This window comes from Streptomyces durocortorensis (genome assembly GCF_016901035.1).
Classification (GTDB): Bacteria; Actinomycetota; Actinomycetes; order Streptomycetales; family Streptomycetaceae; genus Streptomyces; species Streptomyces durocortorensis.
The window spans coordinates 1-22349 of sequence record NZ_JAFEUF010000114.1 but is presented as its reverse complement, the minus strand read 5'-3'; the positions used below and the strand labels follow the sequence as shown (position 1 = coordinate 22349).

General features: G+C 72.5%; 25 protein-coding genes. 15 read left to right on the top strand and 10 right to left on the bottom strand.

What is annotated here, in order from left to right; translation table 11 throughout:
* Window positions 1-327: 327 nt before the first annotated feature.
* From JS521_RS21135 to zapE, 3 genes are all read right to left on the bottom strand, one after another.
* The gene (locus JS521_RS21135) at window positions 328-1701 is read right to left on the bottom strand and encodes an alkaline phosphatase PhoX (RefSeq protein ID WP_205084513.1); all 1374 of its coding nucleotides are present in this window, start codon (window positions 1699-1701) and stop codon (window positions 328-330) included.
* Between the two features lie 184 nt (window positions 1702-1885).
* Window positions 1886-2311 carry an OsmC family protein gene (locus tag JS521_RS21130; RefSeq protein ID WP_205084512.1) on the bottom strand — a complete coding sequence of 142 codons (426 nt, stop codon included), beginning with the start codon at window positions 2309-2311 and terminating at the stop codon, window positions 1886-1888.
* 124 nt (window positions 2312-2435) lie between these two features.
* Window positions 2436-3530 carry a cell division protein ZapE gene (gene zapE, locus JS521_RS21125; RefSeq protein ID WP_205084511.1) on the bottom strand — a complete coding sequence of 365 codons (1095 nt, stop codon included), beginning with the start codon at window positions 3528-3530 and terminating at the stop codon, window positions 2436-2438.
* Window positions 3531-3567: 37 nt separating this feature from the next.
* Between zapE and JS521_RS21120 the strand changes: the two genes are divergently transcribed.
* The 4 genes from JS521_RS21120 to msrB all read left to right on the top strand — a co-directional run bounded on the left by JS521_RS21120 (window position 3568) and on the right by msrB (window position 6925).
* Window positions 3568-4386, top strand: coding sequence for a pyrimidine reductase family protein (locus tag JS521_RS21120; protein ID WP_205084510.1), 819 nt, complete (start codon window positions 3568-3570; stop codon window positions 4384-4386).
* A gap of 162 nt (window positions 4387-4548) precedes the next feature.
* Window positions 4549-5001 carry an indole-3-glycerol phosphate synthase gene (locus JS521_RS21115; protein ID WP_205084509.1) on the top strand — a complete coding sequence of 151 codons (453 nt, stop codon included), beginning with the start codon at window positions 4549-4551 and terminating at the stop codon, window positions 4999-5001.
* Window positions 5002-5066: 65 nt separating this feature from the next.
* The gene (gene murC / locus JS521_RS21110) at window positions 5067-6467 is read left to right on the top strand and encodes a UDP-N-acetylmuramate--L-alanine ligase (RefSeq protein WP_205084508.1); all 1401 of its coding nucleotides are present in this window, start codon (window positions 5067-5069) and stop codon (window positions 6465-6467) included.
* Window positions 6468-6517: 50 nt separating this feature from the next.
* Window positions 6518-6925 carry a peptide-methionine (R)-S-oxide reductase MsrB gene (msrB, locus tag JS521_RS21105; protein ID WP_205084507.1) on the top strand — a complete coding sequence of 136 codons (408 nt, stop codon included), beginning with the start codon at window positions 6518-6520 and terminating at the stop codon, window positions 6923-6925.
* Between the two features lie 92 nt (window positions 6926-7017).
* Here msrB and JS521_RS21100 read toward each other — a convergent pair whose 3' ends face one another.
* Complete coding sequence (locus JS521_RS21100; protein ID WP_205084506.1) at window positions 7018-7491, bottom strand: hypothetical protein; 474 nt, start codon at window positions 7489-7491, stop codon at window positions 7018-7020.
* A gap of 200 nt (window positions 7492-7691) precedes the next feature.
* Between JS521_RS21100 and JS521_RS21095 the strand changes: the two genes are divergently transcribed.
* From JS521_RS21095 to JS521_RS21085, 3 genes are all read left to right on the top strand, one after another.
* On the top strand, window positions 7692-8270 hold the full coding sequence (locus JS521_RS21095; RefSeq protein ID WP_205084505.1) for a maltokinase N-terminal cap-like domain-containing protein: 579 nt from the start codon (window positions 7692-7694) through the stop codon (window positions 8268-8270).
* A 102-nt stretch (window positions 8271-8372) separates the two neighbouring features.
* Window positions 8373-8951, top strand: coding sequence for a hypothetical protein (locus tag JS521_RS21090; protein ID WP_205084504.1), 579 nt, complete (start codon window positions 8373-8375; stop codon window positions 8949-8951).
* Between the two features lie 33 nt (window positions 8952-8984).
* Window positions 8985-9812, top strand: a complete 828-nt coding sequence (locus JS521_RS21085) for a hypothetical protein (RefSeq protein WP_205084503.1) — start codon at window positions 8985-8987, stop codon at window positions 9810-9812.
* Here JS521_RS21085 and JS521_RS21080 read toward each other — a convergent pair whose 3' ends face one another.
* Together JS521_RS21080 and JS521_RS21075 are read right to left on the bottom strand one after the other, a co-directional pair.
* On the bottom strand, window positions 9813-10064 hold the full coding sequence (locus tag JS521_RS21080) for a DUF397 domain-containing protein (RefSeq protein ID WP_205084502.1): 252 nt from the start codon (window positions 10062-10064) through the stop codon (window positions 9813-9815).
* Window positions 10061-10939, bottom strand: a complete 879-nt coding sequence (locus JS521_RS21075) for a helix-turn-helix domain-containing protein (protein WP_205084501.1) — start codon at window positions 10937-10939, stop codon at window positions 10061-10063. The genes JS521_RS21080 and JS521_RS21075 overlap by 4 nt, the downstream gene beginning before the upstream one ends.
* 153 nt (window positions 10940-11092) lie before the next feature.
* Between JS521_RS21075 and JS521_RS21070 the strand changes: the two genes are divergently transcribed.
* Both JS521_RS21070 and JS521_RS21065 read left to right on the top strand, forming a co-directional pair.
* Entirely contained in the window at window positions 11093-11554 is a 462-nt protein-coding gene (locus tag JS521_RS21070) for an ATP-binding protein (RefSeq protein WP_205084500.1), read from the top strand.
* Window positions 11555-11671: 117 nt separating this feature from the next.
* Window positions 11672-12409 (top strand): dienelactone hydrolase family protein, encoded by a 738-nt coding sequence (locus JS521_RS21065; RefSeq protein WP_205084515.1) that lies wholly within the window; start codon window positions 11672-11674, stop codon window positions 12407-12409.
* Window positions 12410-12425: 16 nt separating this feature from the next.
* Here JS521_RS21065 and JS521_RS21060 read toward each other — a convergent pair whose 3' ends face one another.
* Window positions 12426-12875 (bottom strand): MarR family winged helix-turn-helix transcriptional regulator, encoded by a 450-nt coding sequence (locus JS521_RS21060; RefSeq protein WP_205084499.1) that lies wholly within the window; start codon window positions 12873-12875, stop codon window positions 12426-12428.
* Between the two features lie 63 nt (window positions 12876-12938).
* Here JS521_RS21060 and JS521_RS21055 point away from each other — a divergent pair, with 63 nt between their 5' ends.
* On the top strand, window positions 12939-13307 hold the full coding sequence (locus tag JS521_RS21055) for a VOC family protein (RefSeq protein ID WP_205084498.1): 369 nt from the start codon (window positions 12939-12941) through the stop codon (window positions 13305-13307).
* 36 nt (window positions 13308-13343) lie between these two features.
* Here the strand turns inward: JS521_RS21055 and JS521_RS21050 are convergent, their stop codons facing one another.
* On the bottom strand, window positions 13344-13751 hold the full coding sequence (locus JS521_RS21050) for a hypothetical protein (protein ID WP_205084497.1): 408 nt from the start codon (window positions 13749-13751) through the stop codon (window positions 13344-13346).
* Window positions 13748-14149: a hypothetical protein gene (locus JS521_RS21045; protein WP_205084496.1), complete on the bottom strand. Its 402-nt coding sequence runs from the start codon at window positions 14147-14149 to the stop codon at window positions 13748-13750. The genes JS521_RS21050 and JS521_RS21045 overlap by 4 nt, the downstream gene beginning before the upstream one ends.
* 148 nt (window positions 14150-14297) lie before the next feature.
* On the opposite strand from JS521_RS21045, the gene JS521_RS21040 reads away from it, so the two are divergent.
* A complete protein-coding gene (locus JS521_RS21040; protein WP_205084516.1) occupies window positions 14298-14522 on the top strand; it encodes a hypothetical protein in 225 nt (74 codons plus the stop codon).
* A 29-nt stretch (window positions 14523-14551) separates the two neighbouring features.
* Here the strand turns inward: JS521_RS21040 and JS521_RS21035 are convergent, their stop codons facing one another.
* Window positions 14552-17104 carry a GTPase-associated protein 1-related protein gene (locus JS521_RS21035; protein ID WP_205084495.1) on the bottom strand — a complete coding sequence of 851 codons (2553 nt, stop codon included), beginning with the start codon at window positions 17102-17104 and terminating at the stop codon, window positions 14552-14554.
* A gap of 165 nt (window positions 17105-17269) precedes the next feature.
* On the opposite strand from JS521_RS21035, the gene JS521_RS21030 reads away from it, so the two are divergent.
* The 4 genes from JS521_RS21030 to JS521_RS21010 all read left to right on the top strand — a co-directional run.
* Complete coding sequence (locus JS521_RS21030; protein WP_205084494.1) at window positions 17270-18109, top strand: alpha/beta fold hydrolase; 840 nt, start codon at window positions 17270-17272, stop codon at window positions 18107-18109.
* 205 nt (window positions 18110-18314) lie between these two features.
* Entirely contained in the window at window positions 18315-19106 is a 792-nt protein-coding gene (locus tag JS521_RS21025; RefSeq protein ID WP_205084514.1) for a hypothetical protein, read from the top strand.
* Between the two features lie 9 nt (window positions 19107-19115).
* Entirely contained in the window at window positions 19116-21590 is a 2475-nt protein-coding gene (locus JS521_RS21015) for a bifunctional serine/threonine-protein kinase/ABC transporter substrate-binding protein (protein WP_239487593.1), read from the top strand.
* A 1-nt stretch (window position 21591) separates the two neighbouring features.
* Window positions 21592-22349: serine/threonine-protein kinase (locus JS521_RS21010; protein WP_205084493.1), on the top strand; the 758-nt coding region annotated here is incomplete at its 3' end.

The following is a 22349-nucleotide window of genomic DNA, read 5'->3' as shown; positions in this document are numbered from 1 at the left end:
CCTTGGCAGGTGCGGGCACCGTCGCGGCGCCCCCCCCCCCGGCGGCGGCCCCCCCCCGGGGGGGGCGGGGCTGGCCCGGCGGACCGGGGCGCCGCACGCGCGCCACACCGGCGGGGGCCGGAGCCGCCGGGGTGGGCGGGGGAGCGGGTGCGGGGGCGGACCCCCCGCACCCGGCCAGGGCGGCGCCGGTCAGCACCCCCGCGACCGTCAGAGTCGTCGTCTTCCGCATCTTCCGCGCAGCAGTGATCACCCACGGAAAATATCTGACAATACGGCCATATCGAGCGGGGCGCTCCGGCGGCCCTGCGGGGAGAGCCGCCGACTACCTCAGCACCACGGCCCCGTCACCGCGAACGTCGTCCCCGGTGTGTAGCAGTTCACGTACATCGTCGAGCCGTCCGGCGAGAACGTCACCCCCGCGAACTCGCCCCACTCCGGCTCCTCGGGCGTCCCGATGTTCTGCCGCCCGCGTGCCATCGTGTACACCTCGCCGCGCCGGGTCACCCCGAGTACGTGCTGCGCGCCGCCGCCGTCCTCGCAGACCATCAGCCCGCCGTCGGCCGCCAGGCAGATGTTGTCGGGGGACTCGCCGGGCAGCTGGATGTCGGTGTCCGGGCCGAAGATCACCACCAGGGTCAGCCGGCGCTTCTTCGGCTCGTAGCGCCACACCTGCCCGTAGTGGTCGGCCGCCGAGCCCTCGTCGCGGTGGGCGAAGCTGGAGACGAAGTAGACGGACGAGCCGCCCCAGTAACACCCCTCCAGCTTCTGGGCGTGCGTGATGCCCTTCTTGCCGAAGTCCTGGAGCCGGATCGGGGTCTCGGCCGCCAGCGGATCCGGTACGGGCACCCACTCGATCCGGTCGAAGCTGGTTCCCGTCTCCTGGACGACGGAGAGGTCGGGCACGCCCGGCACCCGCATCGCCTCCAGCGCCCCGCCCGCCCGCAGCGAACCGGTGCCGCCGAGCGGCTTCTCGGGCAGGAAGCGGTAGAAGAGCCCGAACGGCTTGTCGAACGCGTCCTCCGTCTCGTACACGATCCCCGACTTCGGGTCGACGGCGATCGCCTCGTGCTGGAAGCGGCCCATCGCGGTCAGCGGCACGGCCCCGGTGCGGCGCGGATCGGCGCCGTCCACCTCGAAGATGAAGCCGTGGTCCTTGGTGTACCCGTTGGTCCCGGCCTTGTCCTCGTTCTCCTCGCAGGTCAGCCAGGTGCGCCAAGGGGTGGGCCCGCCCGCGCAGTTGACCGCCGTGCCCGCGATGGCGACGCGCTCGCCGAGCACCTTGTTGCGGCCGTCCAGCTCCAGCGACGTACACCCGCCCTTGGCCGCCGGGTCGTACGTCAGCCCTTCGATCGTCGGCACGCCGATCTCGGCCGTGTGCCGGTTCTCGTGGTTGCGGACCAGGTGGATCCGCCCGTGGCGGCCGGGCAGAGCGGCCATGCCGTCGTGGTTGCTCGGCACCGGCCCCTCGCCGGAGCGCAGCGGCTCGCCCTCCCGGGAGAGCACCCGGTAGCGGAATCCTTTCGGCAGGTCGAGCAGACCGTCCGGATCGGGGACGAGGGGGCCGTAGCCGCCGTGGCCGCGCGCGGCTGCCGTGCCCGCGAAGAGTTCGGAGAAGGCCCCCGTGAAGGCGATCGCGGCGGCTGCGCCGCTGCCTGCCAGGACCTGACGTCGGGTTGCGGTGGAGCGGGGTGCGGTTGACATGAGGTGACTCCCTGTTGGCGGACAGGTGAAGTGACCCGCACGTGTGTAGCACGCACAGAGGCGCGGGGGGAACCATGCGCACCCCCGCGCCTCGTGTTGCTGCTGGGACGGCCCAGTGAGGAAGGGCCGCCCGTGGACGGTCAGGCCGACGTCGGCCGACGGGCCGGTCCGGCGAGGCCGGCCGTCAGGCCAGCTTGGCCGACAGCGTGATCTTCGTGCCCGTCAGCGCCTGGCTGACCGGGCAGTTCGCCTTGGCGTCCTCCGCGGCCTTCACGAAGGCCTCCTCGTCCAGGCCGGGGACCGTGCCCTCGACCGTGAGGTGGATGCCGGTGATGCCGGTGCCGGGCTGGAAGGTGACCTCGGCCTTCGTCTCCAGCTTGGTGGACGGGGTACCGGCCCCCGCGAGGCCGTGGGACAGCGCCATCGAGAAGCAGCTGGAGTGCGCGGCCGCGATCAGCTCCTCCGGGCTGGTCTTGCCGTTCGCCGCCTCGGAGCGGGACGGCCAGGAGACGTCGTACTCACCGATGCCGGAGGAGTCGAGGGAGACGACCCCCTTGCCCTCGATCAGGTTGCCTTCCCAGACCGTGTGCGCCTGACGCGTGGTAGCCATGCTGGATCCCTTCGAACGGTGTGCGCGGTTGTACGGGACAACGCGGTTGGTTGTACGGGATAACGCGGTTGTACGGGATAACACGGGGCACCTCGCGGTGTCCCGTTGCGTTACGCCCCCGAACCTACTGCGCCACCAGACCCTTCGCGTCACGCGCCAGCGCCGTCAGCCGGGAGATCGCCCGGAAGTACTTCTTCCGGTACCCGCCGTTCAGCATCTCGTCGCTGAACAGCTGGTCGAACGGCAGCCCGGAGGCGAGCACCGGCACCTCCCGGTCGTACAGCCGGTCGGCCAGCACCACCAGGCGCAGCGCGGTCGACTGGTCGGGCACCGCCGTCACCCCGGTCAGACAGACCGCGCCCAGCTCGTCGGTGAGCGCGCCGTACCGGCTCGGGTGCACCTTCGCCAGGTGCTCCAGCAGCCCCGGGAAGTCGTCCAGCGACGCGCCCGGCGTGGCGTACGCGGCCCGGGTCACCTGCTCGTCGGTGTACGGCGGCGGGGCCTCGGGCAGACCCCGGTGCCGGTAGTCCTCGCCGTCGATCCGCAGCGGGCGGAAGTGCGCGGACAGGCCCTGGATCTCGCGCAGGAAGTCGGCGGCGGCGAACCGGCCCTCGCCGAGCTTCCCCGGCAGCGTGTTCGAGGTCGCGGCGAGCGCCACCCCGGCCTCCACGAGCCGGCTGAGCAGCGAGGAGACCAGCACGGTGTCGCCCGGGTCGTCCAGCTCGAACTCGTCGATGCACAGGAGACGGTGCCCGCTGAGGGTCCGCACGGTCTGCTGGAAACCCAGCGCACCCACGAGGTTTGTCAGCTCCACGAACGTGCCGAACGCCTTGAGCGACGGCTCGGCGGGCGTGGCGTGCCAGAGAGAGGCCAGCAGGTGGGTCTTGCCCACGCCGTAGCCGCCGTCGAGGTAGACCCCGCGCGGCCCGGTCGGGGCGGCCGGCTTCTTGCTCCCGAACCACTTGCGTCGCCCGGAACCCGTCGCGTGCGCCCCGCCGAGCCCGGCGGCGAAGCCCGCCAGGACCGTGACCGCCTCGCTCTGGCTGGGCTGGTTCGGGTCGGGTACGTACGTGTCGAAGCGCACCGAGTCGAAGCGCGGCGGGGGCACCATCTCGGCGACCAGACGGTCTGCGGGGACGTGCGGCTCGCGGGCGCACAGGGACAGCGGGGCCGCTTCGGGAAGGGGGCTCTGCCCCGGAAACGCGGTGGATGACAACACAACTCTCCACCCTAAGGCCCGTGCCAGACTGCAACCCATGCGAAGCCTGTTCCCTGTGACGGACCTGACAACAACGGGCGCCTCGGAGTCGGAGGGGGAGAACCCGCCCGGGCCGCTCACCGACCGCGAGTGGAGCCTCGACGAACTGGCCGAGGCGTACGCGTACCCCTCGGACCTCCCCGCCGCGGCCCCCTGGCTGCGCGCCAACATGGTCTCCACCCTCGACGGGGCCGCCCAGCACGACGGCCGCTCGCAGCCCATCTCCTGCGCCGCCGACATGCGGATCTTCGGCACGCTGCGGGGCCTGGCCGACGTGGTGATCGCCGGGGCCGAGACCGTACGGCAGGAGGGGTACCGCCCGGCCCGCGCCCGGGAGGCGTTCGCCGCGCGGCGGGCAGCCGCCGAGCAGGGCCCCGCGCCCGCCGTCGCGGTGGTGAGCGGCTCCCTGGACCTGGACTTCTCGCTGCCGCTGTTCACCGAGCCGCTCGTCCCCACCCTCGTGGTGACCGGTTCCGGGGCCCCCGCCGACCGGATCGAGGCGGCCCGGAAGGCGGGCGCCGAGGTCGTGATCGCGGGCGAGGGCGCCCGGGTGGACCCGGCCCGGGTGGTGCGCGAGCTGGCCGACCGGGGGCTGCGGCGCCAGCTCACCGAGGGCGGGCCCCGGCTGCTCGGCCAGTTCGTGGCGGCCGGCGCGCTGGACGAGCTGTGCCTGACGATCTCCCCGATGCTCACAGCGGGTGACGCTCAGCGGATCGCCGGGGGCCCCGGGGTCGCCCTGCCGGAACGTTTTTTCCTGGCATCGCTGCTGGAAGAGGCCGGGTTCCTCTTCTCTCGGTACCGTCGGTCTGACAGTTAGCGGAATTTCCCGTTCCGCTTAGCTCCGGATGGGCACACTTACCCCTGCAACCCCGTGGAAGCGCGGGGAAGGATGGTTTCAGCAAACGACCGTCGACCGTCGATCCCGGGGTCGACGAGACGAAGAAGCGGAAGGGCGCCTGTCGTGTTCACAAGCGTTTTGATGATCGAGAAGCCGCTCACTCCCGAGGACGTGGACTTCGTCACCACGCTCCACGGCGAGGAGCGGATCTCGTTCGTCGTTCTGTTGCAGCCGCGCGGTGACCAGGCCGATGTCCTGCTGCGCGCGATCGACGACGTGGCGATGGGGGAACTGAAGGAAGCGGTCCGCGAGGGCGAGGAGCCGGAGGGCAGCGAGGCCCGCGAACCCGCCGAGATCGGCCTCGAATACTCCCTACGGGCCCTGCGCCAGGCGGGCTCCGAAGCCGTCGGACAGGTGATCGAGGATCACCCCCTGGACAAACTGACGACCGTCGTCGAGGAGGCGGGCGCGGACGAGGTCATCGTCCTGACCGCCCCGCACTACGTGGAGGAGTTCTTCCACCGAGACTGGGCCTCCCGGGCCCGGCACAAGGTCGGCGTCCCGGTGCTCAAGCTCTTCGCGCACAGCGAATAGGCTGGGCTCGCGGCCCGGAACGGCACCGGTCCCGCAGCCCAGAGCGCACACCCAGAGGAGCACAGATGGCACCCGGCATTCCCGCCGCCATGGAACGACCGCACTTCATCGGCATCGGCGGCGCCGGAATGTCGGGCATCGCGAAGATCCTCGCCCAGCGGGGCGCGAAGGTGGCGGGCAGCGACGCCAAGGAGTCCGCCACCGCCGAGTCGCTGCGGGCGCTGGGGGCGACCGTGCACATCGGGCACGCGGCCGCGCACCTGGCCGAGGACGCGTCCTGCGTGGTCGTCTCCAGCGCCATCCGCGCCGACAACCCGGAGCTGCTCCGGGCAGGCGAGCTGGCCATTCCGGTGGTCCACCGCTCGGACGCCCTGGCCTCCCTGATGAACGGCCTGCGGGCCATCGCGGTGGCCGGCACCCACGGCAAGACCACGACGACCTCGATGCTGGCCGTCGCGCTCTCCTCGCTGAGCCTGGCCCCCTCGTACGCCATCGGCGGCGACCTGGAGGGCCCCGGCACCAACGCCACGCACGGCGAAGGCGACATCTTCGTCGCGGAGGCGGACGAGAGCGACCGCAGCTTCCAGAAGTACGACCCCGAGGTCGCGATCGTCCTCAACGTGGAGCTGGACCACCACGCGAACTACGCCTCGATGGACGAGATCTACGACTCCTTCGAGACCTTCGTCGGCAAGGTCGTCCCCGGCGGCACCCTCGTCATCTCCGCCGACCAGCCCGGCGCGGTCGAGCTGACCCGCCGGGTCCGGGACCTCTCCGACCTCAAAGTCGTCACCTACGGCTCCGCCGAGAACGCCGACGTACGCGTCCACAAGGTCACCCCCCGCGGCCTGACCAGCGAGGTCACCGTCCTCCTGAACGGGAAGTTCCTCACCTTCACGGTCTCGGTCCCCGGCAGCCACTACGCCCACAACGCGGTCGCCGCACTCGCCGCCGGGGTCGCCCTCGGCATCCCCGCGCACAACCTGGCCTCGGCGCTCGGTTCGTACACCGGGGTCAAGCGCCGCCTCCAGCTCAAGGGCGAGGCGGCGGGCGTGCAGGTCATCGACTCGTACGCGCACCACCCGACCGAGATGACCGCCGACCTGGAGGCCATGCGCGGCGCGGCCGCCGACGCCCGCATCCTGGTCGTCTTCCAGCCGCACCTGTTCTCCCGTACGCAGGAGCTGGGCACCGAGATGGGCCAGGCCCTCGCCCTGGCCGACGCCTCCGTGGTCCTGGACATCTACCCGGCCCGCGAGGACCCGATCCCCGGCATCACCAGCGCCCTGATCATCGACGCGGCGAAGGCGGCCGGCGCGGAGGTCACCGCCGTCCACGACCAGGCCGACGTACCCGCCGCGATCGCGGGAATGGCGAAGCCCGGCGATCTCGTTCTCACCATGGGAGCGGGCGACGTCACCGACCTCGGCCCGCGCATCCTGGACCACCTGTCGAGCGCCCGGTAGCCGAGAGGCGACCGGAGCGAGCGACCACCTGTCGAGCTGAGGAGCGAGCCGTGCCGTACGACGTCGAGAAGCCGGACGAGCAGTGGCGGGAAGAGCTGACCCCCGCCGAGTACGCGGTGCTGCGCCAGGCCGGCACCGAGCCCGCCTTCCGGGGTGAGTACACCGACACCAAGACGGCGGGCCTCTACTCCTGCCGGGCCTGCGGGGCGGAGCTGTTCCGCTCCGACACCAAGTTCGAGTCGCACTGCGGCTGGCCGTCCTTCTACGACCCGAAGGACACCGACGCGGTCGAGCTGATCGAGGACCGCAGCCACGGCATGGTCCGCACCGAGGTGCGCTGCGCCCGCTGCGGCTCGCACCTGGGCCACGTCTTCAAGGGCGAGGGCTACCCGACCCCGACGGACCAGCGCTACTGCATCAACTCGATCTCGCTGACGCTGGCGCCGGACGAGAGCTGAGCCGGAGCGGCCCGGCGCGTGCCCCCGTAACCCTCCTCGTGTGCCGGGAGGGCCGGGGGCACAGTGCTGTCACCCGCCCGGGGGCCCGACGATCACTCCTCGTCGTCGCCCTTCCCGGGCGCTTCCGACCGCAGCAGCGGGTGAATGACCCCCGGGAAGACGGTCGCCTGCACGACCTCCACGGCCGACCCGCCCTGCACCACGGTCTCCGCGACGCCCCAGGGCCGCCCGGCCAGGTGGACGGTCAGGGTGTACGAGGAGGAGCAGCCGGTGCACTCGTAGCGGTCGGCCCAGGTCTCGACCTCGGTGGTGGAGCCCGGGTAGCGCTTCACGTGCCGGTGGCGGGCGTGGCAGTGGTCGCAGGTCTCGCCCGGCTCGCAGGTCCCGCCGCAGGGGCAGGGCACGTCGAGGGAGTCTGCGGGCGTCCAGCGCTGCACGAGGACGGCGTCCCGGGTGGCGGCGGTGTCCTTCATGGCCTTGAGGTTGCGGGCGGCCACGTTGTACGACTCACCGGTGGCGGCCATCCGGTCGCGGATGACGTCCTTGCGTCCACGGTTGGTCGTCATGGTGGCTCCTCCTGGGTTCACGCAGCCCGTCAGGAGGCTCACGAGTCGTACCGGTACCTCTCTTACGTTACCGGCCCGGCCCGGACGCTCCCGACAGAGCGGTGACTCCGGCCTCGTACGCCCATGCGAGCCAGGATAGGTTCGGTCACGCCCCCCCCGGGGGGGGGGCCGCCCGCCCCCCGACCGATGAGGGAGCTTCCGTGGCCACCGTTCACCGCACCACCATGACGCCCACCAAGCTGGAGCTGATCACCGGCTGGCTGCCGCAGCAGAAGTGGTACGCGGGCCACACGGGAACGCCGGATCTGACGGGTGCCGGCGGGTTCCGGCTGGACGACCCGGCGGGCGAGGTCGGGATCGAGTTCATCGTCGTGGTGGACACCGCCGCTGAGGAGCCGGTGGCGTACCTGGTGCCGCTGAGCTATCGCGGCGCGGCCCTGGAGGACGCCCCCGAGGAGGCCCTGATCGGCACCTCCGAGCATGGAGTGCTCGGCACCCGGTGGATCTACGACGGCGTCCACGACCCGGTGGTACTGGCGCAGTTGGGTGCCCTGCTGCGCGGGGACGCGGAACCGCAGCGCCAGAGCGAGAGCGACACCCCCGACCCGACCGTCACCGTCCGGGGCACCGGCCCGGCCGAGGGCTTCGACGTCCGGATCAACCGGGTCCTGCCGTCCACGGAGGCCGAGCAGGAGCCGACGGCACACCTGGTCGCCGGGTGGACCTGGCCGGACGGAACGGCCGCGCGGGGCGTGTTCGCGGCCGTCGCGACGCGGTAGACGCCGCCTCTCCTGGCGCCTGCACGCCCCTCGCCCGTACGGCGGAGGCGGATCATCGCGCGGTACGACGTGCCGGGCCGGGCGGTGCGAGAGGTTCGGGTCATGACGACGACGGATCCCGCACCGCCCGGACCCCGCGCGCTGCCACCGGCCCGGCGGCCGGTCCCGTCGCCTCCGCGCTGGGCGGTACGTGCCGCGCATGTCGTGGCCTGGTCGACCGTCCCCTCCGGGATGTGGCGCATCGCGCTGGTGCTCGGCGTGCCGGTGGGGGTGATGGAGCGCGAGGAGTTCCTCGCCGCGTTCCCCGACGACTCGCCGCTGATCGCCCTGGCCTACGTCCTGCTGATCGGCGCGGTCGCCGAGGCCGCCTCGTACCTCACCCTCGGTCTGGTACGGCCCTGGGGGGAGGTGTTCCCGCGCTGGATTCCGTTCCTCGGCGGGCGCCCGGTGAACCACAGGCTCGCGGTCCTCGCCGCTTCCCTGGGAGCCCTCGCGGTCACGGTCCTGTGGTGGGTCCTCTTCTTCGGCGGTCTGCTGACCGCCCCCAGCCCGGACCCCGGCGTATCGGCGGGGGAGGCCCTCTTCGTCGCCTCGTACGTCCCGCTCCTGCTGTGGGGTCCGTTGCTGGCGGCGGTGACCTGGTCGTACCACCGACGCCACCGGGTACGGGCGGGGGAGTGACCGGGCCCGGACCGGCGCGGGTACCGTGCCCGCATGTGCATATCGACAGGTGAGGCGGCGTTCTCCGGCACGATCCTGTACTGCGGACGCCGACACCACGGCGAGCACGGCCTCGTCCACGTCCTGGGCTACCAGAACACAGCGGTCAACCTGGCGGGCGGCCCGAACGCCATGCTGCTGCACGTGCCGACGAGGCAGCTCACACCGCGCCACTTCCTCTCGGCGGGGCGCTCCGCCGATGTCCTGCACCGCATGGTCACCGCAGTGGAGGACGCCGCCGCGGCGGCCGACGACATCGTGTGGATGAGTGCGGAACCGCAGGCGGCGGTCCAGGTCTTCGACCATGACGTCTACACGGTGCTCCTGGCGGACGACCCCACCGCGGTCCCCGCCGCACTGTGGCAGGTGCCGCCGCACCGGCGCCCCCAACTCGACCCGGAACTCCTGCACTTCTACGCCGAGCACTTCCCGGACCACACCATCGTCGTCTGCTGCTTCGACAACGCGGAAGCGCGACGGGCCAAGCCCCTGTTGCTGTGGTACGAGCCCCTCGACCCCGACCGGCTGACCGTCCCGGCCCTGGACAGCCACACCGGCAAGGCACCGGACCTGGACGCCGCCGTGCCGGTGGACCACTGGGTCCTGTTCTCCACCGACGAGGCCGCCGCCGACTGGGGCGCGCCCGTCGCGTACCCCGGCGGCATGCGCCACAGCCTGCGCGAATTCCTCCCCGCAGCGGTCATCGGCCGGCACTACGGGGACGGGCAGGCCCTGCCTAACGGGGACTTCACCATCGGCCACGGTGATCTGCTCGACGGCGACCCCGACCACATCGAGCGCCTGCAGCCGTTCCGGCGCTGACTACCCGGCCGCCTGGGCGGCGTACGAGAGGAAGTGCGTCCAAGACGCCGGGGCGAGGGCGAGCTGCGGGCTCTCGTCGAGCTTGGAGTCGCGGACGTGGACGGTGGAGGGGCAGGTGGCGACCTCGACGCAGTCGTCGCCGGAGCCGCTGCTGTAGCTCGACTTGTGCCACTCCAGGGCGACCTCCACGCAGGAGTCGCCGTCGCCGCCGCTGTAGCTGCTCTTGAACCAGGCCAGGGGTGTGGTACTCATCTCGCTCCTCGCATCCGCCGCATCAGGCTCTTGGAGTCGTCCAACGAGAGAGCCTGTGAACGCATACTTGCACACCGCATCTGGAGCGCGCTGATCACTTTGGGGTCGGAGACGAACTGCCCGTGCTCCTGCCCTTCCAGATAGCCGAACCACTGGTGATCCGGCGTCTCCAGCAGTCGCATCGGCCCATGCAGCCCTGCATGGTGATGCCGGACCAGAGGCATGATCTGGACGTCCACGTTGCGCAGCTCGGACAGGTCGAGGATGTGGTCGAGCAGTTCCCTGGTGACCTCCTCGCCGCCCAAGTCCCGCAGGAACAGGTGCTCTTCGAGGATGAAGCTGAAGGAGGTGTTCGGCCGCTCGCGCAGCAGTTGCTGACGATCCAGCCGAGCCGCGAGCTGCGCCTCGATCTGCTCGTCGGCGAGCGGCGGCAACTGGTCGGTGAACAGCGTCCGGGCATATGCGGCTGTCTGCAACAGCCCCGGAATCAACCGGCACTCGTACGTGTACAGGCTCAGCGCCGACAGCTCCAGTTCCGCCCACTGCCGGAACCAGCTCGCCAGCCCCTTCCGCCGCGTTAGATGCTTCGCCGCCGCCAGGATCACCCCGAACGCGTCAAGGACGCTGTCCGCGCGCTCCGCGAAGTCCGGTGGTGGGAGGCGGCGGCCCTGCTCGACGGAGGCGACGGTCTCGGGGGAGTACCCGACGAGCGGGGCGAACTGTTCCTGCGTCAGGCGTGCCCGCTTGCGGAAGGTCTTGACGACTTCCCCGAACATCTTGAGGCTGTACTGCGGTTCGGGCTCGGGGCTGCGCCCGCTGGCGTTGCCGAAGGTCCCGTGGACCGGGCTGTCGATGCTGTCCGAGCCGTGCGTCATGTACGGCCACCTCCCCGTGCGCCTGTCCTGGTTCGCTACCCGTCCATGCTCACGGAACGTGACCCGTACCGTCTACTCTTCGCGCCCGTACGCTGACTCAGCGTACGGGTCGCCAACCTGGTGGAGTGGGTCCGTGGCCCGGAATCTGGGGGCATGGAAGCGCCTACGACGACTCAACCTCCCGTAACCGTACGTGTGTTCAAGCACCAATACCCGGCGGTCCCGCGGGGGGCCAGGCTCGCCCGCCGCGTCGGCCTGCACAAGCTGCACACCTGGGGCGTCCCGTACCTCAGTGACGCCTCGGAGTCGGCGGCCCTGATCCTGGGGGAGTTGGCGGCCAACGCGGTGACCCACGGCCGTGTCCCCGGCCGCGACTTCGAACTGCGCCTGTCGTACATGCCCGGCGACCCGGAGGCGCCGGGCCTCCTGCGGATCGAGGTCTCCGACACCCGGGGCGAGCGCCGGCCGCCCGGCCCCGGCGAGATCACCGCCCCGGAGGACGGTTCGGACAGCGGGCGCGGGCTGCTGATCGTGGAGGCCTTGGCGGACCGCTGGACGGTCCTCGACCGCGACCCGGGCAAGACGGTCCGCGCGGAACTGGACCTGCTGTACTGAGCGACGATGCCGGGCGTGCGGCGGATGAACTCCCGCGGCGTTCTGCCAGTGGCAGAACAGCGGCCGGATCGGGCTCGACGGTCGGTACGGTCCCGTCCTATGGCAGCGACGACGGCGATGACAGCGGTGACGACGCGTACGGTCGAGTATCCGGCCGACGGTTTGACGATGGTCGGGTACCTCGCGCTCCCGGCGGGTGTCGACCCCCGGCCCGCCGTTCTGCTCGGGCCGGAGGGCATGGGGCTCAGCGACGTCGAACGCCGCCGGGCCGACGCGCTGGCCGAGCTGGGCTACGTAGTGCTGGCCTTCGACCTGCACGGCGGGCGCTACCTGGGCGACCCGGAGGAGATGCTGGCCCGTTGCCTGCCGTTGCTCGCCGAGCCGGACCGGATGCGGGGCATCGGTCATGCGGCGCTCGACGTGTTGCGCGCCGAACCGCGTACCGACCCCGACCGGATCGCCGCCGTCGGCTACGGCACCGGGGGAGCCATCGGGCTGGAACTCGGGCGCGACGGTGTCGACCTGCGCGCGATCGGAACCGTCAACGCGACGACCACGGGCCGACCGGGCGAGGCGGCGAACATCCGCTGCCCGGTGTGGGCCGGGGTCGGGTCGGAGGACCCGATCATGCCGCCCGGGCAACGGAAGGCGTTCACCGCCGAGATGCAGGCCGCGGGTGTCGACTGGCGCCTCACGGTCTACGGCGGCGCCTTGCACGCCTTCCACCACCCGACGGTCGGCCACCCCGCAGTCCCCGGCGTCGGCCACCATCCCCGGCACGCGCGACGCGCCTGGCGCGACGTCGTCGACCTGCTCACCGAGTGTGTGCCGGTGGCGGACGAGCTGGGGGCGTGACCCAGGGGCTGGCGGGCTATGCGGGGTCGCGCAGCGAATGGACCATGCTCCGGAGGGCCCGGAACGCGCTTTCCTGCTCGTTCTCGGTCATGCCGGCCAGCATTCCGACCTCGACGGCCCTGACCGCCGCGGACGCCTCCTCCAGGCTCTGTCGTCCACGAGGTGTGAGCTGAGCGGGGAGAACCTTCCCCACTGCCGCCTCGGCGGGCCTGGTCACGTAGCCGTCCCGTTCCAGGGCCTGGAGCAGCACGTTCATCGACTGCCGTGTCACGAACGCGCCGCGCGCGAGCTCGGAGTTCGACATGCCCGGCCGTTGGGCCAGCAGTTCAAGGCATGAGTAGTGCGTCACGGTCATCCCGAGGGGGCGCAGGACCTCCTCCATGGCTATCCGCAAGGCGGTCGAAGCCTCTTTCAGTAGGTAGCCCAGTGACTTGTCCAGGTCGACGCCCGCACCGTCTTTGCTCATGTCAGAAGTCTGACATATGGTGGTGCGTGTCAGGAAGCTGACATGAAGCGAAGGAGTGCCACCATGCCTGCCACCGGTCCCGACTTCATCTCGTTCCAGGTGCGCGACCTCGCCGCCTCGCAGGCGTTCTACGAGCAGTACCTCGGCCTCGTCCGCTCGCAGGCCGGACCCCCGCACGCCGTCGTCTTCGAGACGAAGCCGATCGCGTTCGCCCTGCGCGAGGTCATTCCCGGGACGGATCTCGCATCGGTCGCCCAGCCCGGCATCGGTGCCGCGATCTGGCTCCACGCCACGGACGTCCAGTCCATCCACGACGCGCTCGCCGCCGACGGGCACACCATCGTCTCGGCACCGATCGACGGCCCCTTCGGCCGGACGTTCACCTTCGCGGACCCGGACGGCTACCACGTCACGCTGCATGACCGCGCGTGACGGGCCGGTCCTGTCCGAAGTGATCCCGCGGAGGCGTCATGACATCTCCGCAGGATCACCCCCATACAGGGAAATCCGCATGTGGTGGTACTGGGCGTACGTGGAGGTGAGCGCCCAGGGGTCGTCGCGCACTTCCAGGAACTCAAGGACCAGCGAGAACAGGTGGTCCACGGCCTGCCGCTCCTGCTCCGGCTCGAACCGGAGGCTGTCGAATCCTCGGAACGTGAACCCCGGTAGCGCTTGGGCGAGGACCCTCGCCATCCAGTGCTGACTCGACAGCTCTCCCTCGCGTACGGCCAGCCACTCGTGGAACCCGCGAAGCAAGCCGCCGGAACGCGCCTGGTTGAACCCCAGGAGAAGGGCGGCGGTCGGGTGGTAGGTGCTGCCCAGGCCATACATCTCCGGATGGCCCCGGACCTGTTCGACGAACTGCTTGTCGTTCATGCGCCACCAGAGCCTTCGGTCTGCGAGTGGAGTGAGTGGTATTTCCCGTACATGCGAGCCAACGCCATCACGTCATCCCGCATCGTCAGGAAATCGTGCAGCAGGGAGAGGAGCAGCCGCACGGCCTCCTTCTCCTGCTGTGAATTCGAGTTGTACAGCTTGTTCCAGCCCCACCCTTCGACGTCGGGAAGTGCCTCGTCAAGGGCGAGTGCCTGCCAGCCGAAGCTGGAGCATTCACCCTTGCGCACGACCAGCCACTCCGTGAATCCGCGCAGAAGTCCACCTGAGCGGGCCTCGTCAAATCCTGTGAGGAAAATGACCGTATTTCTGTACGAACCTTCGATGCCGTAAAGACCGGGGCGTGCCTTTACGCCTTCGAAGTATTGCCTGTCGTTCACTTGTGTCCCCTGAATCCCCGTAGCGATCGACGACGGAGGCAGTGCTCTCCGGCCGCCCGTCGAAGTGTGCAGCCCCCGAGTGCCGCCCCCGAGAGGTCGAGTCGCCCAGAACGCCAACCTATCCTGGGTGGGCAGAGGAAACGTATGCGTGTGTGATTTCGAGACAGTCGGCGGGCCGGATTCAGTGGGAGAGACGCGTGAGCGGGGTGTCGATCCGTCGCATCTGCCCTGGGAGATCCGCCACTTCGAGACTGTGCAGACCTGTATGCGGGACGCCGTCCTGGGCATTCTTGCCTCGGCGGGGTTCCAGGTGGAGAAAGCGGACGTGCACAGTTACGGAAGTTCCTTTCAGGTGAAGGGATTTACCCGCTGATCCCACATGGCCGGATGGCCCTCGGGGGCTCACCCCCGCCGCACTCTCCCCGCGATCCGGCGGCCCAGGCGGCCCAGCGCGCTCGATCGGTTCCAGTCGCGGAAGGCGTCGGCCCGGCCGCTGCTGCCCGTGCGGCCCACCGTCGCCTCGACCTCCGCGACGTCCTCCGCCGACATGGCGCGGACGGCCGGGCGCAGGACCTCGTCCAGGAGGGCGGCGGCCACCGGGGGCCAGGCCTTGCCCGCGTGCGGGTGGGCCGTCCAGACGGTGAAGCAGTCCGCCGCGTAGGCGGGCTGGGTGCGCAGCCGGGTCCGTACCGTCTCCGTCCGGGCGGTGCGGTCGTACGCGGCGATCAGCTCGGCGTCCTCGCCGTGGACGAAGGCGTACAGCTCCGCCCCCGGACGGTCCGGGGCCAGCAGCCGTTCGACCAGGGCCGCGTGCGCCCGCTCCCGGAGCGCCGGTTCGACCGGTTCCGCCTGGGCGCACAGGGTGCGGACCGTCTCCGTCCAGCCGGGGTCCGGTGCGCCTGTGCGCAGCTCGCGGACGAGGTCCAGCAGCAGGAGGCCCGCTCGCTCCCGGCCGCCGATCTCCCCCGGGAAGCCGCGCAGGAGGTCGTGGGCGAGCGCGGCCGCCTCGTCGGGGCTCGTGGTGGGCGAGGCGACGGAGTGCGTGCCGGTGGGGGACGGCTCTGCGGCGGCCGCGCCCAGTGCCGCGTCGACCAGGCGGGCCCACGTGCCCGCCACGCGGTGCGAGTCCGAGGTGGCTGCGTCCAGCAGGAGCCGGGCCTCCGCCACCGTCGGGGCCCGGTCCTCCCACACCAGGCCCACCGCCGTGCGCAGCACCAGCGGCTCGGCGAAGGGGGAGAGGCCGGCCGCCCGCAGCACCCGGTGCCACACCGCCGCCCGGTCGCCGCCGAGGGTCGCCATCGCGGCCGGCACCTCGGCGCACATCCGCAAGTGCGGCAACGCCTGCGTCCCCGTGAACGGCAGCGCCACCCGCTCCAGGAACCGGGCCACCGCCCCGGGGTCCTGCGGGGCGATCCGGTCCAGCGCGCCGAGCAACGCCGTCCGCACCTCGAACTGCTCGTCCAGCAGCTCCAGCAGAGCCGGGGCGAAGTCCGGGGGGCCATCAGCCCTCGCCCCGCCCTCATCCGGTGCCTCCGCTGCCGCCTCCTCCTCCGCCTTCGCCTCCGTCAGCAGGGCTGGTGCCAGACGGTCCACGACCCCTGGCAGTGACTCCGTACCGTCCACACCCAACAGCCGTGCCACCCGCAGCAGTTGCACGGTCCGTGCCACCGAACGGGATCCGGTCGTGTCGCTCAGCTCGGTCAGGATCTCCGGGCCGAGCCGCTCCGTCACCGCCGCCCCCTCCGGTCCCACGAACGCGTCCCGGCGCGGCAGTTCCAGCGAACCGTTGCCGCCCCGGACCGCCTCCGTGACCAGCATCGCCGCGAGCGGGGCGGTCACCGGGGCGGGGCAGCGGCCCTCCAGTGCGCCGAACAGCCTGCCGGCCGCGTCGAATTCGGGGCCCGTACGGTCGTCGATACCGGGGGAGGTGAGGGCCTCGACCAACTGGCCCGTGCGCTTGGGGTCCAGGGCGTACGGGCGGTCGGCCGCCCAACCCGCGGCCGCGGCACGCTCGTCCGGCCCGAGCGGGATGCCCGCGCACAGGGCCGTCACGGCCAACGGGCCTGCGGCGAACGGCTCCCCGGGCAGTTCCCGCGCCTCCCGGAACAGCTCCGGCGACCGGCTCCGCCAGATGCGCGCAGCCGTCGTCGCCCACACGTCGTCCGTGCCACCGCCCAACGGCGCCTGCCCCGCGCACACGTGCACCCGCAGGCCCGCCGTCCGGGCCGCCTCCGCGTCCTCCGGCAGCACCCCCACCACCCGTACCGCCGAACTCCCCGGCCGCCGGGTGTACGTCGTGAACGTGAGCCGCTCCGCGCTCTCCCTCGGCAGCGTCGCCGACGCGAGGCCCAGCCACCGGGCCACGTCCGCGCACTGCCGCTCCACCAGCACCACCGGCCGCCCCTCGGAGGTCTCCGCGTCGCTCGCCCGGCGCAGGTCCGCCAGTACGGCCGCGAGCCAGGGGCCGCGCGACACGGCGAAGTCGTCCAGGCCCTCGGAGACCGCCGCAGGGCCCGGCGGCAGCGTCAGCGGGTCCGGTATCGCACCGCCGGGCGTCACCGCCACCCAGTGCGGCGACCGCCACGCCTCGACCGGCAGCCGGTCGCCCGGCAACGGCACCCCCGGCGGCAGGTGCACCGCGTGCGCGTGGAACCGCACCCCCGGCCCCGCGCCGCCACCCGTCTCCCGTACCGGGGCCGACCGGGAGACCAGACGGCTGCCGTCGGAGAGGACGGCGTACGTGAACGACTGGGGCAGCGAACGGAGTTCGTCGTCCGAAGGGTGATCGGGGAAGCCTTCGGGAAGCTCGTGGCGCAGCAACGGCTCGATCTCCGCCAGCAGGGCCCCGGACACTCCGGCACCGACCGCCGTGAACCGGCCCGCCGTTCGCTCGTCCCCCGGCGTTCCCTCGTTCCCCGGCGCGGCGGAGGTGTAGTGCACCTGTGCAAGGCTCATCTGTCGGCCCTCTTCGTCCTGCCGCGCCCGGACCCCGTGCCCACCCCGTACGGCTGGGTCGGGGGAGAAGTCCGCAGCCGCGGGGGCGACGTTATCAAGGACGGGGACCTCATCCCTACGCTGCGTCAGGTCCTGGCCCGAGGGCCGCTGCACTACGTTGGCCGCATGAGCGACGTGAGGCTTTCCACGGGCGTGATCGACTACCACGACACCGGGGGCGAGGGGCCCGTGGTGGTTCTGCTGCACGGTGTGGCCATGGACGGGTCGTTGTGGGACGCCGTCGTCGCCGGGCTCGGGGGCGGGGTGCGGTGCATCGTGCCCACCCTGCCGCTCGGCGGGCACCGCAGGCCCATGGACGCCGGCGCCGACCTGTCCGTCCTCGGGGTCGCGCGGCTGGTCGCGGAGTTCCTGGAAGCCCTCGAACTGGAGGACGTGACCCTGGTGATGAACGACTGGGGCGGCGCCCAGGCGCTGGTCGCCGATGGGCGGGCCGACCGGATCGGCAGGCTCGTCATCACGTCCTGCGAGGCGTTCGACAACTATCCGCCCGGGCTGCCCGGCCGGAACCTCGCCGCCTTCGCCAAGCTGCCGGGAGGGCTCCGGGCCGCCTTCTCCCTGCTCCGGTTGAGGCCCGCACGGCGGCTGCCCATGACCTGGGGGTGGATGAGCAAGCGTCCCGTTCCGGACGCCACGATGGACCGGTGGTTCCGGCCGCTGCTGGCCTCGGCCGAGATCCGGCGCGATCTGCGCGCCTATGTCCTCGGCGTACCGGAGAAGGCCGAACTCCTGCGGTGGGCCGAGCAACTGCGCACCTTCGACCGGCCCGCGCTGGTGATCTGGGCCACCGATGACCGCGTCATGCCGCTCGACCACGGGCGGCGCCTGGCCGAGATCCTGCCGCGGGGAAGGCTGGTGGAGGTCGCCGACAGCTACACGCTGATCCCGCTGGACCGGCCGGACGCCCTCGTCGAACACCTCGGAGCCTTCCTGGCGGAGACGGCCTGACGGGGGCCGGGGCGGCTGTGTGACGGGGCGTTCGCATGTCCCGATGAGGCAACAGTCCCCGGACGCCACCACCGCGGCGAGGCGGCGAACTTATGATCGACGCGGCGTCGAGGAGGAACGGGGAATCGCTGTGAGCCGTCACGTGCCGTTAAGAGGAGGGCGGCTCGCGCTGCCCATGCCCCCGTCCCTGACCTTGGTGACCCTGGTGACCGTGCTGCTCGCCGGTTGCTCCGGTAACGCGGCGGACGATCCCGGGAACGCCGAGAAGCGCGACGCATCCGTGAGTGCGAGTGCGAGTGCGAGTGCCCGTGCGGACGGCGGCGCGGCGTCCGGGCCGTCTGCCGAGGCGACGGAGACGCTCGACCCCGACCCGGCCCGGCTCCCGAAGACCCGGGCGGCCGCGCTGGACCTCATCGGCCGCGTCATCGCCGACCCCGACAGCTTCGGTCCCGGCGTGGTGAAGCGGAGTCCGTACGAGAGCGACCCGGACACCTGGCCCGTGCTCGGCAAGGACTGCGTCTGGCAGCAGCAGAAGCCCGCGCACAGTGTCCTGGCCACCCTCAGCCGGTCGTTCGAGGTGCCCGCCGCGGCGGGCAAGGGGCCGCTGCGGCTCGCCGCGACCGTCACCGTGCACCGTGCCCGCGTGGACGCGGCCTGGGAGGTGGCGGAGTCGATCGAGGAGTCGATGCGCTGCCCCACCCAGCAGTTGCGCGAGGGCGAGCTGATCGGCTCCCTGGTCGCGGGCGCGCTGTTCGGCGGCGAGGCCAACCAGAACAACTCCGACGACTTCCTGAGCGAGGCGGGGCAGTACCAGAGCTCCGAGGTCGGCGGACCGCACTACTACGCCTGGCAGCAGGCGCAGGTCCAGCAGTTCACCCTCGCCGTCACCGGCAAGGGGGCGAAGGGGCGCACCGGGCGGGAGGTCGACGACCTCGTCGTCCAGGCGCAGGCCGCCATGCTGGTGCAGTTGAGATCCGCCGTCGAGAAGCAGAGCTGAGGCCCGGCGATGGAAGATCTGCGACCCACCGACCCCGCCCGGATCGGCGGACACCGGCTCCTGGCCCGCCTGGGAGCGGGCGGCATGGGCGTCGTCTACCTCGGCCGGACCGACGCCGGAGCACTCGCCGCGATCAAGGTGATCCTGCCCGAGTACGCCGGGGACGAGGACTTCCGGACCCGCTTCCGCCGCGAGGCCGAGGCCGCCCGCCGGGTCGACAGCCCGTGGGCCGTGCCCGTCACCGGAGCCGACACCGAGGCCGAACGGCCGTGGCTGGCGACCGAGTTCGTACCCGGTCCGACGCTCTCCGACGTCGTCGCCCGGCGCGGCCCGCTGCCCGTGCGCAGCGTCACCGTCCTCGGCCGGCTGCTCGCCCGCGCGCTGGCCGCCGTCCACGCCGCCGGGCTCGTCCACCGAGACGTCAAACCGGGCAACGTCCTGCTGACGGCCGGCGGCCCCCGGCTGATCGACTTCGGGATCGCCCGCACCGCCGACGCCACCGCGCTCACCGCCACCGGGATGATCGTCGGCACCCCGGGCTTCCTCCCGCCCGAGCAGGTGTGGGGGGACGCGGAGGTGCCGGGGGTGCCTGAGGTGCCGTCCGGGCCCGGGAGCACCGAGCAGGCTTCGGGGAGCACCGAGCAGGTTTCGGGGAGTGTGGAGGCGGCGCGCGGGAACACTAAGGCGGTGCGCGGGGACACCGAGGCGGCGTCCGGAGCCGGTAACATCGGGGCGGCGTCCGGGTCCGGGAACACCGAGGCCGCGTCCGGGAATCCCGCCGGGGCCGCCGGGGACGTCTTCTCGCTCGGCTGCCTCCTCGCGTACGCCGCCACCGGCCGGCCCCCCTTCGGCAGCGGCGCGGTCGACGCCGTCCTCTACCGCACGGTCCACGACGCCCCCGACCTCGACGGCATCCAGGACGCCGCGCTGCGCGCGCTGCTGGAGCGGTGCCTCGCCAAGGAGCCCGGCGAGCGTCCGGCCGCCGCCGACCTCGACACCCTGATCGCCGAGGACGTACCCGCCGGGGCCACCGCCGAGTGGCTGCCCGAGGACGTCGTCCGGATCATCGCGGACCGGGCCGCCGCGCTGCTGGCCCTGCCCGACATCGAGGCCACCGTGGCGGTCGCCGAGAACCCCGGGCCTCCGCAACCCGCGCCCGGACGACGGCGGTTCCTGCTGTACGCGGCCGGGGGCGCGATCGCCCTCGGCGCCGGAGCCCTCACCGCCGTACGCCTCACACGCGACGAGTCCGGCACGGGCGGCGGGGACGGGGCTCCCGGGGGCAGCCGCTGGATCATCGGCGTGCACGCCGACCTCACCGGACCCGGGAGCGCCGCCGGGCGCGCCCAGGAACGCGGTGTCCGGCTCGCCGTCGACCGCTTCAACTCCCTCGACGACCAGCCCTTCCGGCTGGCCGTGAAGGTCCTCGACGACCAGGGCGACGCCCGTCGATCCGTCCAGGTCGCCGAGGAGTTCGCCCGTGACCCAGAGGTCCTGGCGGTCATCGGCCCCACGAGCGACGAGACGACCGGGGCGGCCCTGCCCGCGTACGACGAGGCGGCGCTGCCGGTCCTGACGGTGTCGGCCCTCCAGATCACCTTCCCGAAACGGGCCAACGCCTCCTTCTTCCAGGCCACCCCCTCCCACGCCGCGCTCGCGGTCCCGATCGTCAACCGCCTCCTGCTGCGCCCCGACGTCGAGCGCCTCGGCGTCCTGGTCGACCGGGCCGGCGGACAGGCGGCCTACCAGGCGGGGTACGCGGCCAACCTGCTGACCCCCCAGCTCACCACCGGCACCACGCACCCCCGGGTGGTGCCCGCCGGGACCACCGTCTTCGACCCGGTCCTCACCGACCTCCTGTCCAACCGGAGCGACGCCCTCTTCTACGCCGGTGACGCGGCCGGCGCAGCCCGCGTCGCCCGCATCCTGGCCGACCTCTCCTTTCCCGGACCGTGTATGGCCCAGCACACCGTCATGGGGCCGGAGTTCCTGGAGCAGGCGGGTGCGTCGGCCGAGGGCTGGGAGTTCGTCGCCCCGTTCACCGACGCGAGCGCCCCGGCCGGCGCGACCTTCGCCGCCGCCCACCGCAAACGGTTCGGCGCCGCGCCCGCCGCCTGGTCGGCCGAGGCGTACGACGTGGCGGGTCTCGTCGCCCGCGAACTGGCCGCCGTGGCCGAGGCCGCGGCCAAGGGCGCGACAGCCTCGGCCACCGGCGCGACGGCCTCGGTCAAGGGAGCGACAGCCGGTGCCGCGGGGGCGTCGGCGAGCGCCACGGCCACGACCGGCGCCACGCCCTCCGGCGACGGCCGGCCCACCCGCTCCGCGCTCTCCGCCGCGATCGCCGCCGCCCGGTACGACGGGGTCTCCCGCTCCTACGCGTTCGACGAGGAGCGCCGGCAACTCGTCGGCCAGGACGCCCACCTGTACCGGGTCGAGGACGGCCGCATCCGCTACCTCGGCCCGGCCCCGAAGCCGAAGAGCTGACGTGCGGCCCCTCACCTCCGAGGACCCCCGCACCGTCGGCCCCTACCGCACCCTCGTCCGGCTCGGCGCGGGCGGCATGGGCGTGGTCTACCTGGCGCGCTCGACGGGCGGGGCGCTCGCCGCCGTCAAGGTGATCCGGGCCGAGCACGCCGCCGACCCCGGCTTCCGGGCCCGCTTCCGGCGGGAGGCCGAGGCCGCTGCCCGGATCACCGGCCCGTGGCTGGTCCCGGTGCTCGGCGCGGACACCGAGGCCCGCGAACCGTGGCTGGCGACCGCGTTCGTCCCCGGGCCGTCGCTGGCCGAGGTGGTCCGGGCCGGCGGCCCGCTGCCCACGGCCGCCGTCCGGGCGCTCGGGCACCGGCTCGCCGAGGCCCTCGCCGCGGTCCACGAGGCCGGGCTGATCCACCGCGACGTCAAACCCGGCAACGTCCTCCTCGCCCTCGACGGCCCCCGCCTCATCGACTTCGGGATCGCCCGCCACGAGGGGGCCACCGCGCTGACGGCCACCGGCGCGGTGATCGGGACGCCCGGCTACCTGGCCCCCGAGCAGGCGTCGGCCTGGCCGCTGGGGCCACCGTGCGACGTGTTCTCGCTCGGCTGCGTCCTGGTGTACGCGGCGACCGGGCGGGGCCCGTTCGGCGAGGGCGGCGGGGCGGGCGCCCTGTTCCGCACGGTCCACGAGGAGCCGGACCTGACGGACGTCCCGCCCGGCCTGGCCCCCGAGCAGGCGTCGGCCTGGCCGCTGGGGCCACCGTGCGA

Coding starts and splice junctions, on each gene's coding strand:
- JS521_RS21115 (WP_205084509.1), top strand. CDS start 4,549: ATGATCGAGAAGCCGCTCACTCCCGAGGACGTGGACTTCGTCACCACG.
- JS521_RS21080 (WP_205084502.1), bottom strand. CDS start 10,064: ATGAGTACCACACCCCTGGCCTGGTTCAAGAGCAGCTACAGCGGCGGC.
- JS521_RS21050 (WP_205084497.1), bottom strand. CDS start 13,751: ATGAACGACAAGCAGTTCGTCGAACAGGTCCGGGGCCATCCGGAGATG.
- JS521_RS21100 (WP_205084506.1), bottom strand. CDS start 7,491: ATGACGACCAACCGTGGACGCAAGGACGTCATCCGCGACCGGATGGCC.
- JS521_RS21120 (WP_205084510.1), top strand. CDS start 3,568: ATGCGAAGCCTGTTCCCTGTGACGGACCTGACAACAACGGGCGCCTCG.
- murC (WP_205084508.1), top strand. CDS start 5,067: ATGGCACCCGGCATTCCCGCCGCCATGGAACGACCGCACTTCATCGGC.
- JS521_RS21070 (WP_205084500.1), top strand. CDS start 11,093: ATGGAAGCGCCTACGACGACTCAACCTCCCGTAACCGTACGTGTGTTC.
- JS521_RS21090 (WP_205084504.1), top strand. CDS start 8,373: ATGACGACGACGGATCCCGCACCGCCCGGACCCCGCGCGCTGCCACCG.
- JS521_RS21075 (WP_205084501.1), bottom strand. CDS start 10,939: ATGACGCACGGCTCGGACAGCATCGACAGCCCGGTCCACGGGACCTTC.
- JS521_RS21015 (WP_239487593.1), top strand. CDS start 19,116: ATGGAAGATCTGCGACCCACCGACCCCGCCCGGATCGGCGGACACCGG.
- JS521_RS21035 (WP_205084495.1), bottom strand. CDS start 17,104: ATGAGCCTTGCACAGGTGCACTACACCTCCGCCGCGCCGGGGAACGAG.
- JS521_RS21135 (WP_205084513.1), bottom strand. CDS start 1,701: ATGTCAACCGCACCCCGCTCCACCGCAACCCGACGTCAGGTCCTGGCA.
- JS521_RS21085 (WP_205084503.1), top strand. CDS start 8,985: ATGTGCATATCGACAGGTGAGGCGGCGTTCTCCGGCACGATCCTGTAC.
- JS521_RS21065 (WP_205084515.1), top strand. CDS start 11,672: ATGACAGCGGTGACGACGCGTACGGTCGAGTATCCGGCCGACGGTTTG.
- JS521_RS21130 (WP_205084512.1), bottom strand. CDS start 2,311: ATGGCTACCACGCGTCAGGCGCACACGGTCTGGGAAGGCAACCTGATC.
- JS521_RS21060 (WP_205084499.1), bottom strand. CDS start 12,875: ATGAGCAAAGACGGTGCGGGCGTCGACCTGGACAAGTCACTGGGCTAC.
- JS521_RS21055 (WP_205084498.1), top strand. CDS start 12,939: ATGCCTGCCACCGGTCCCGACTTCATCTCGTTCCAGGTGCGCGACCTC.
- JS521_RS21030 (WP_205084494.1), top strand. CDS start 17,270: ATGAGCGACGTGAGGCTTTCCACGGGCGTGATCGACTACCACGACACC.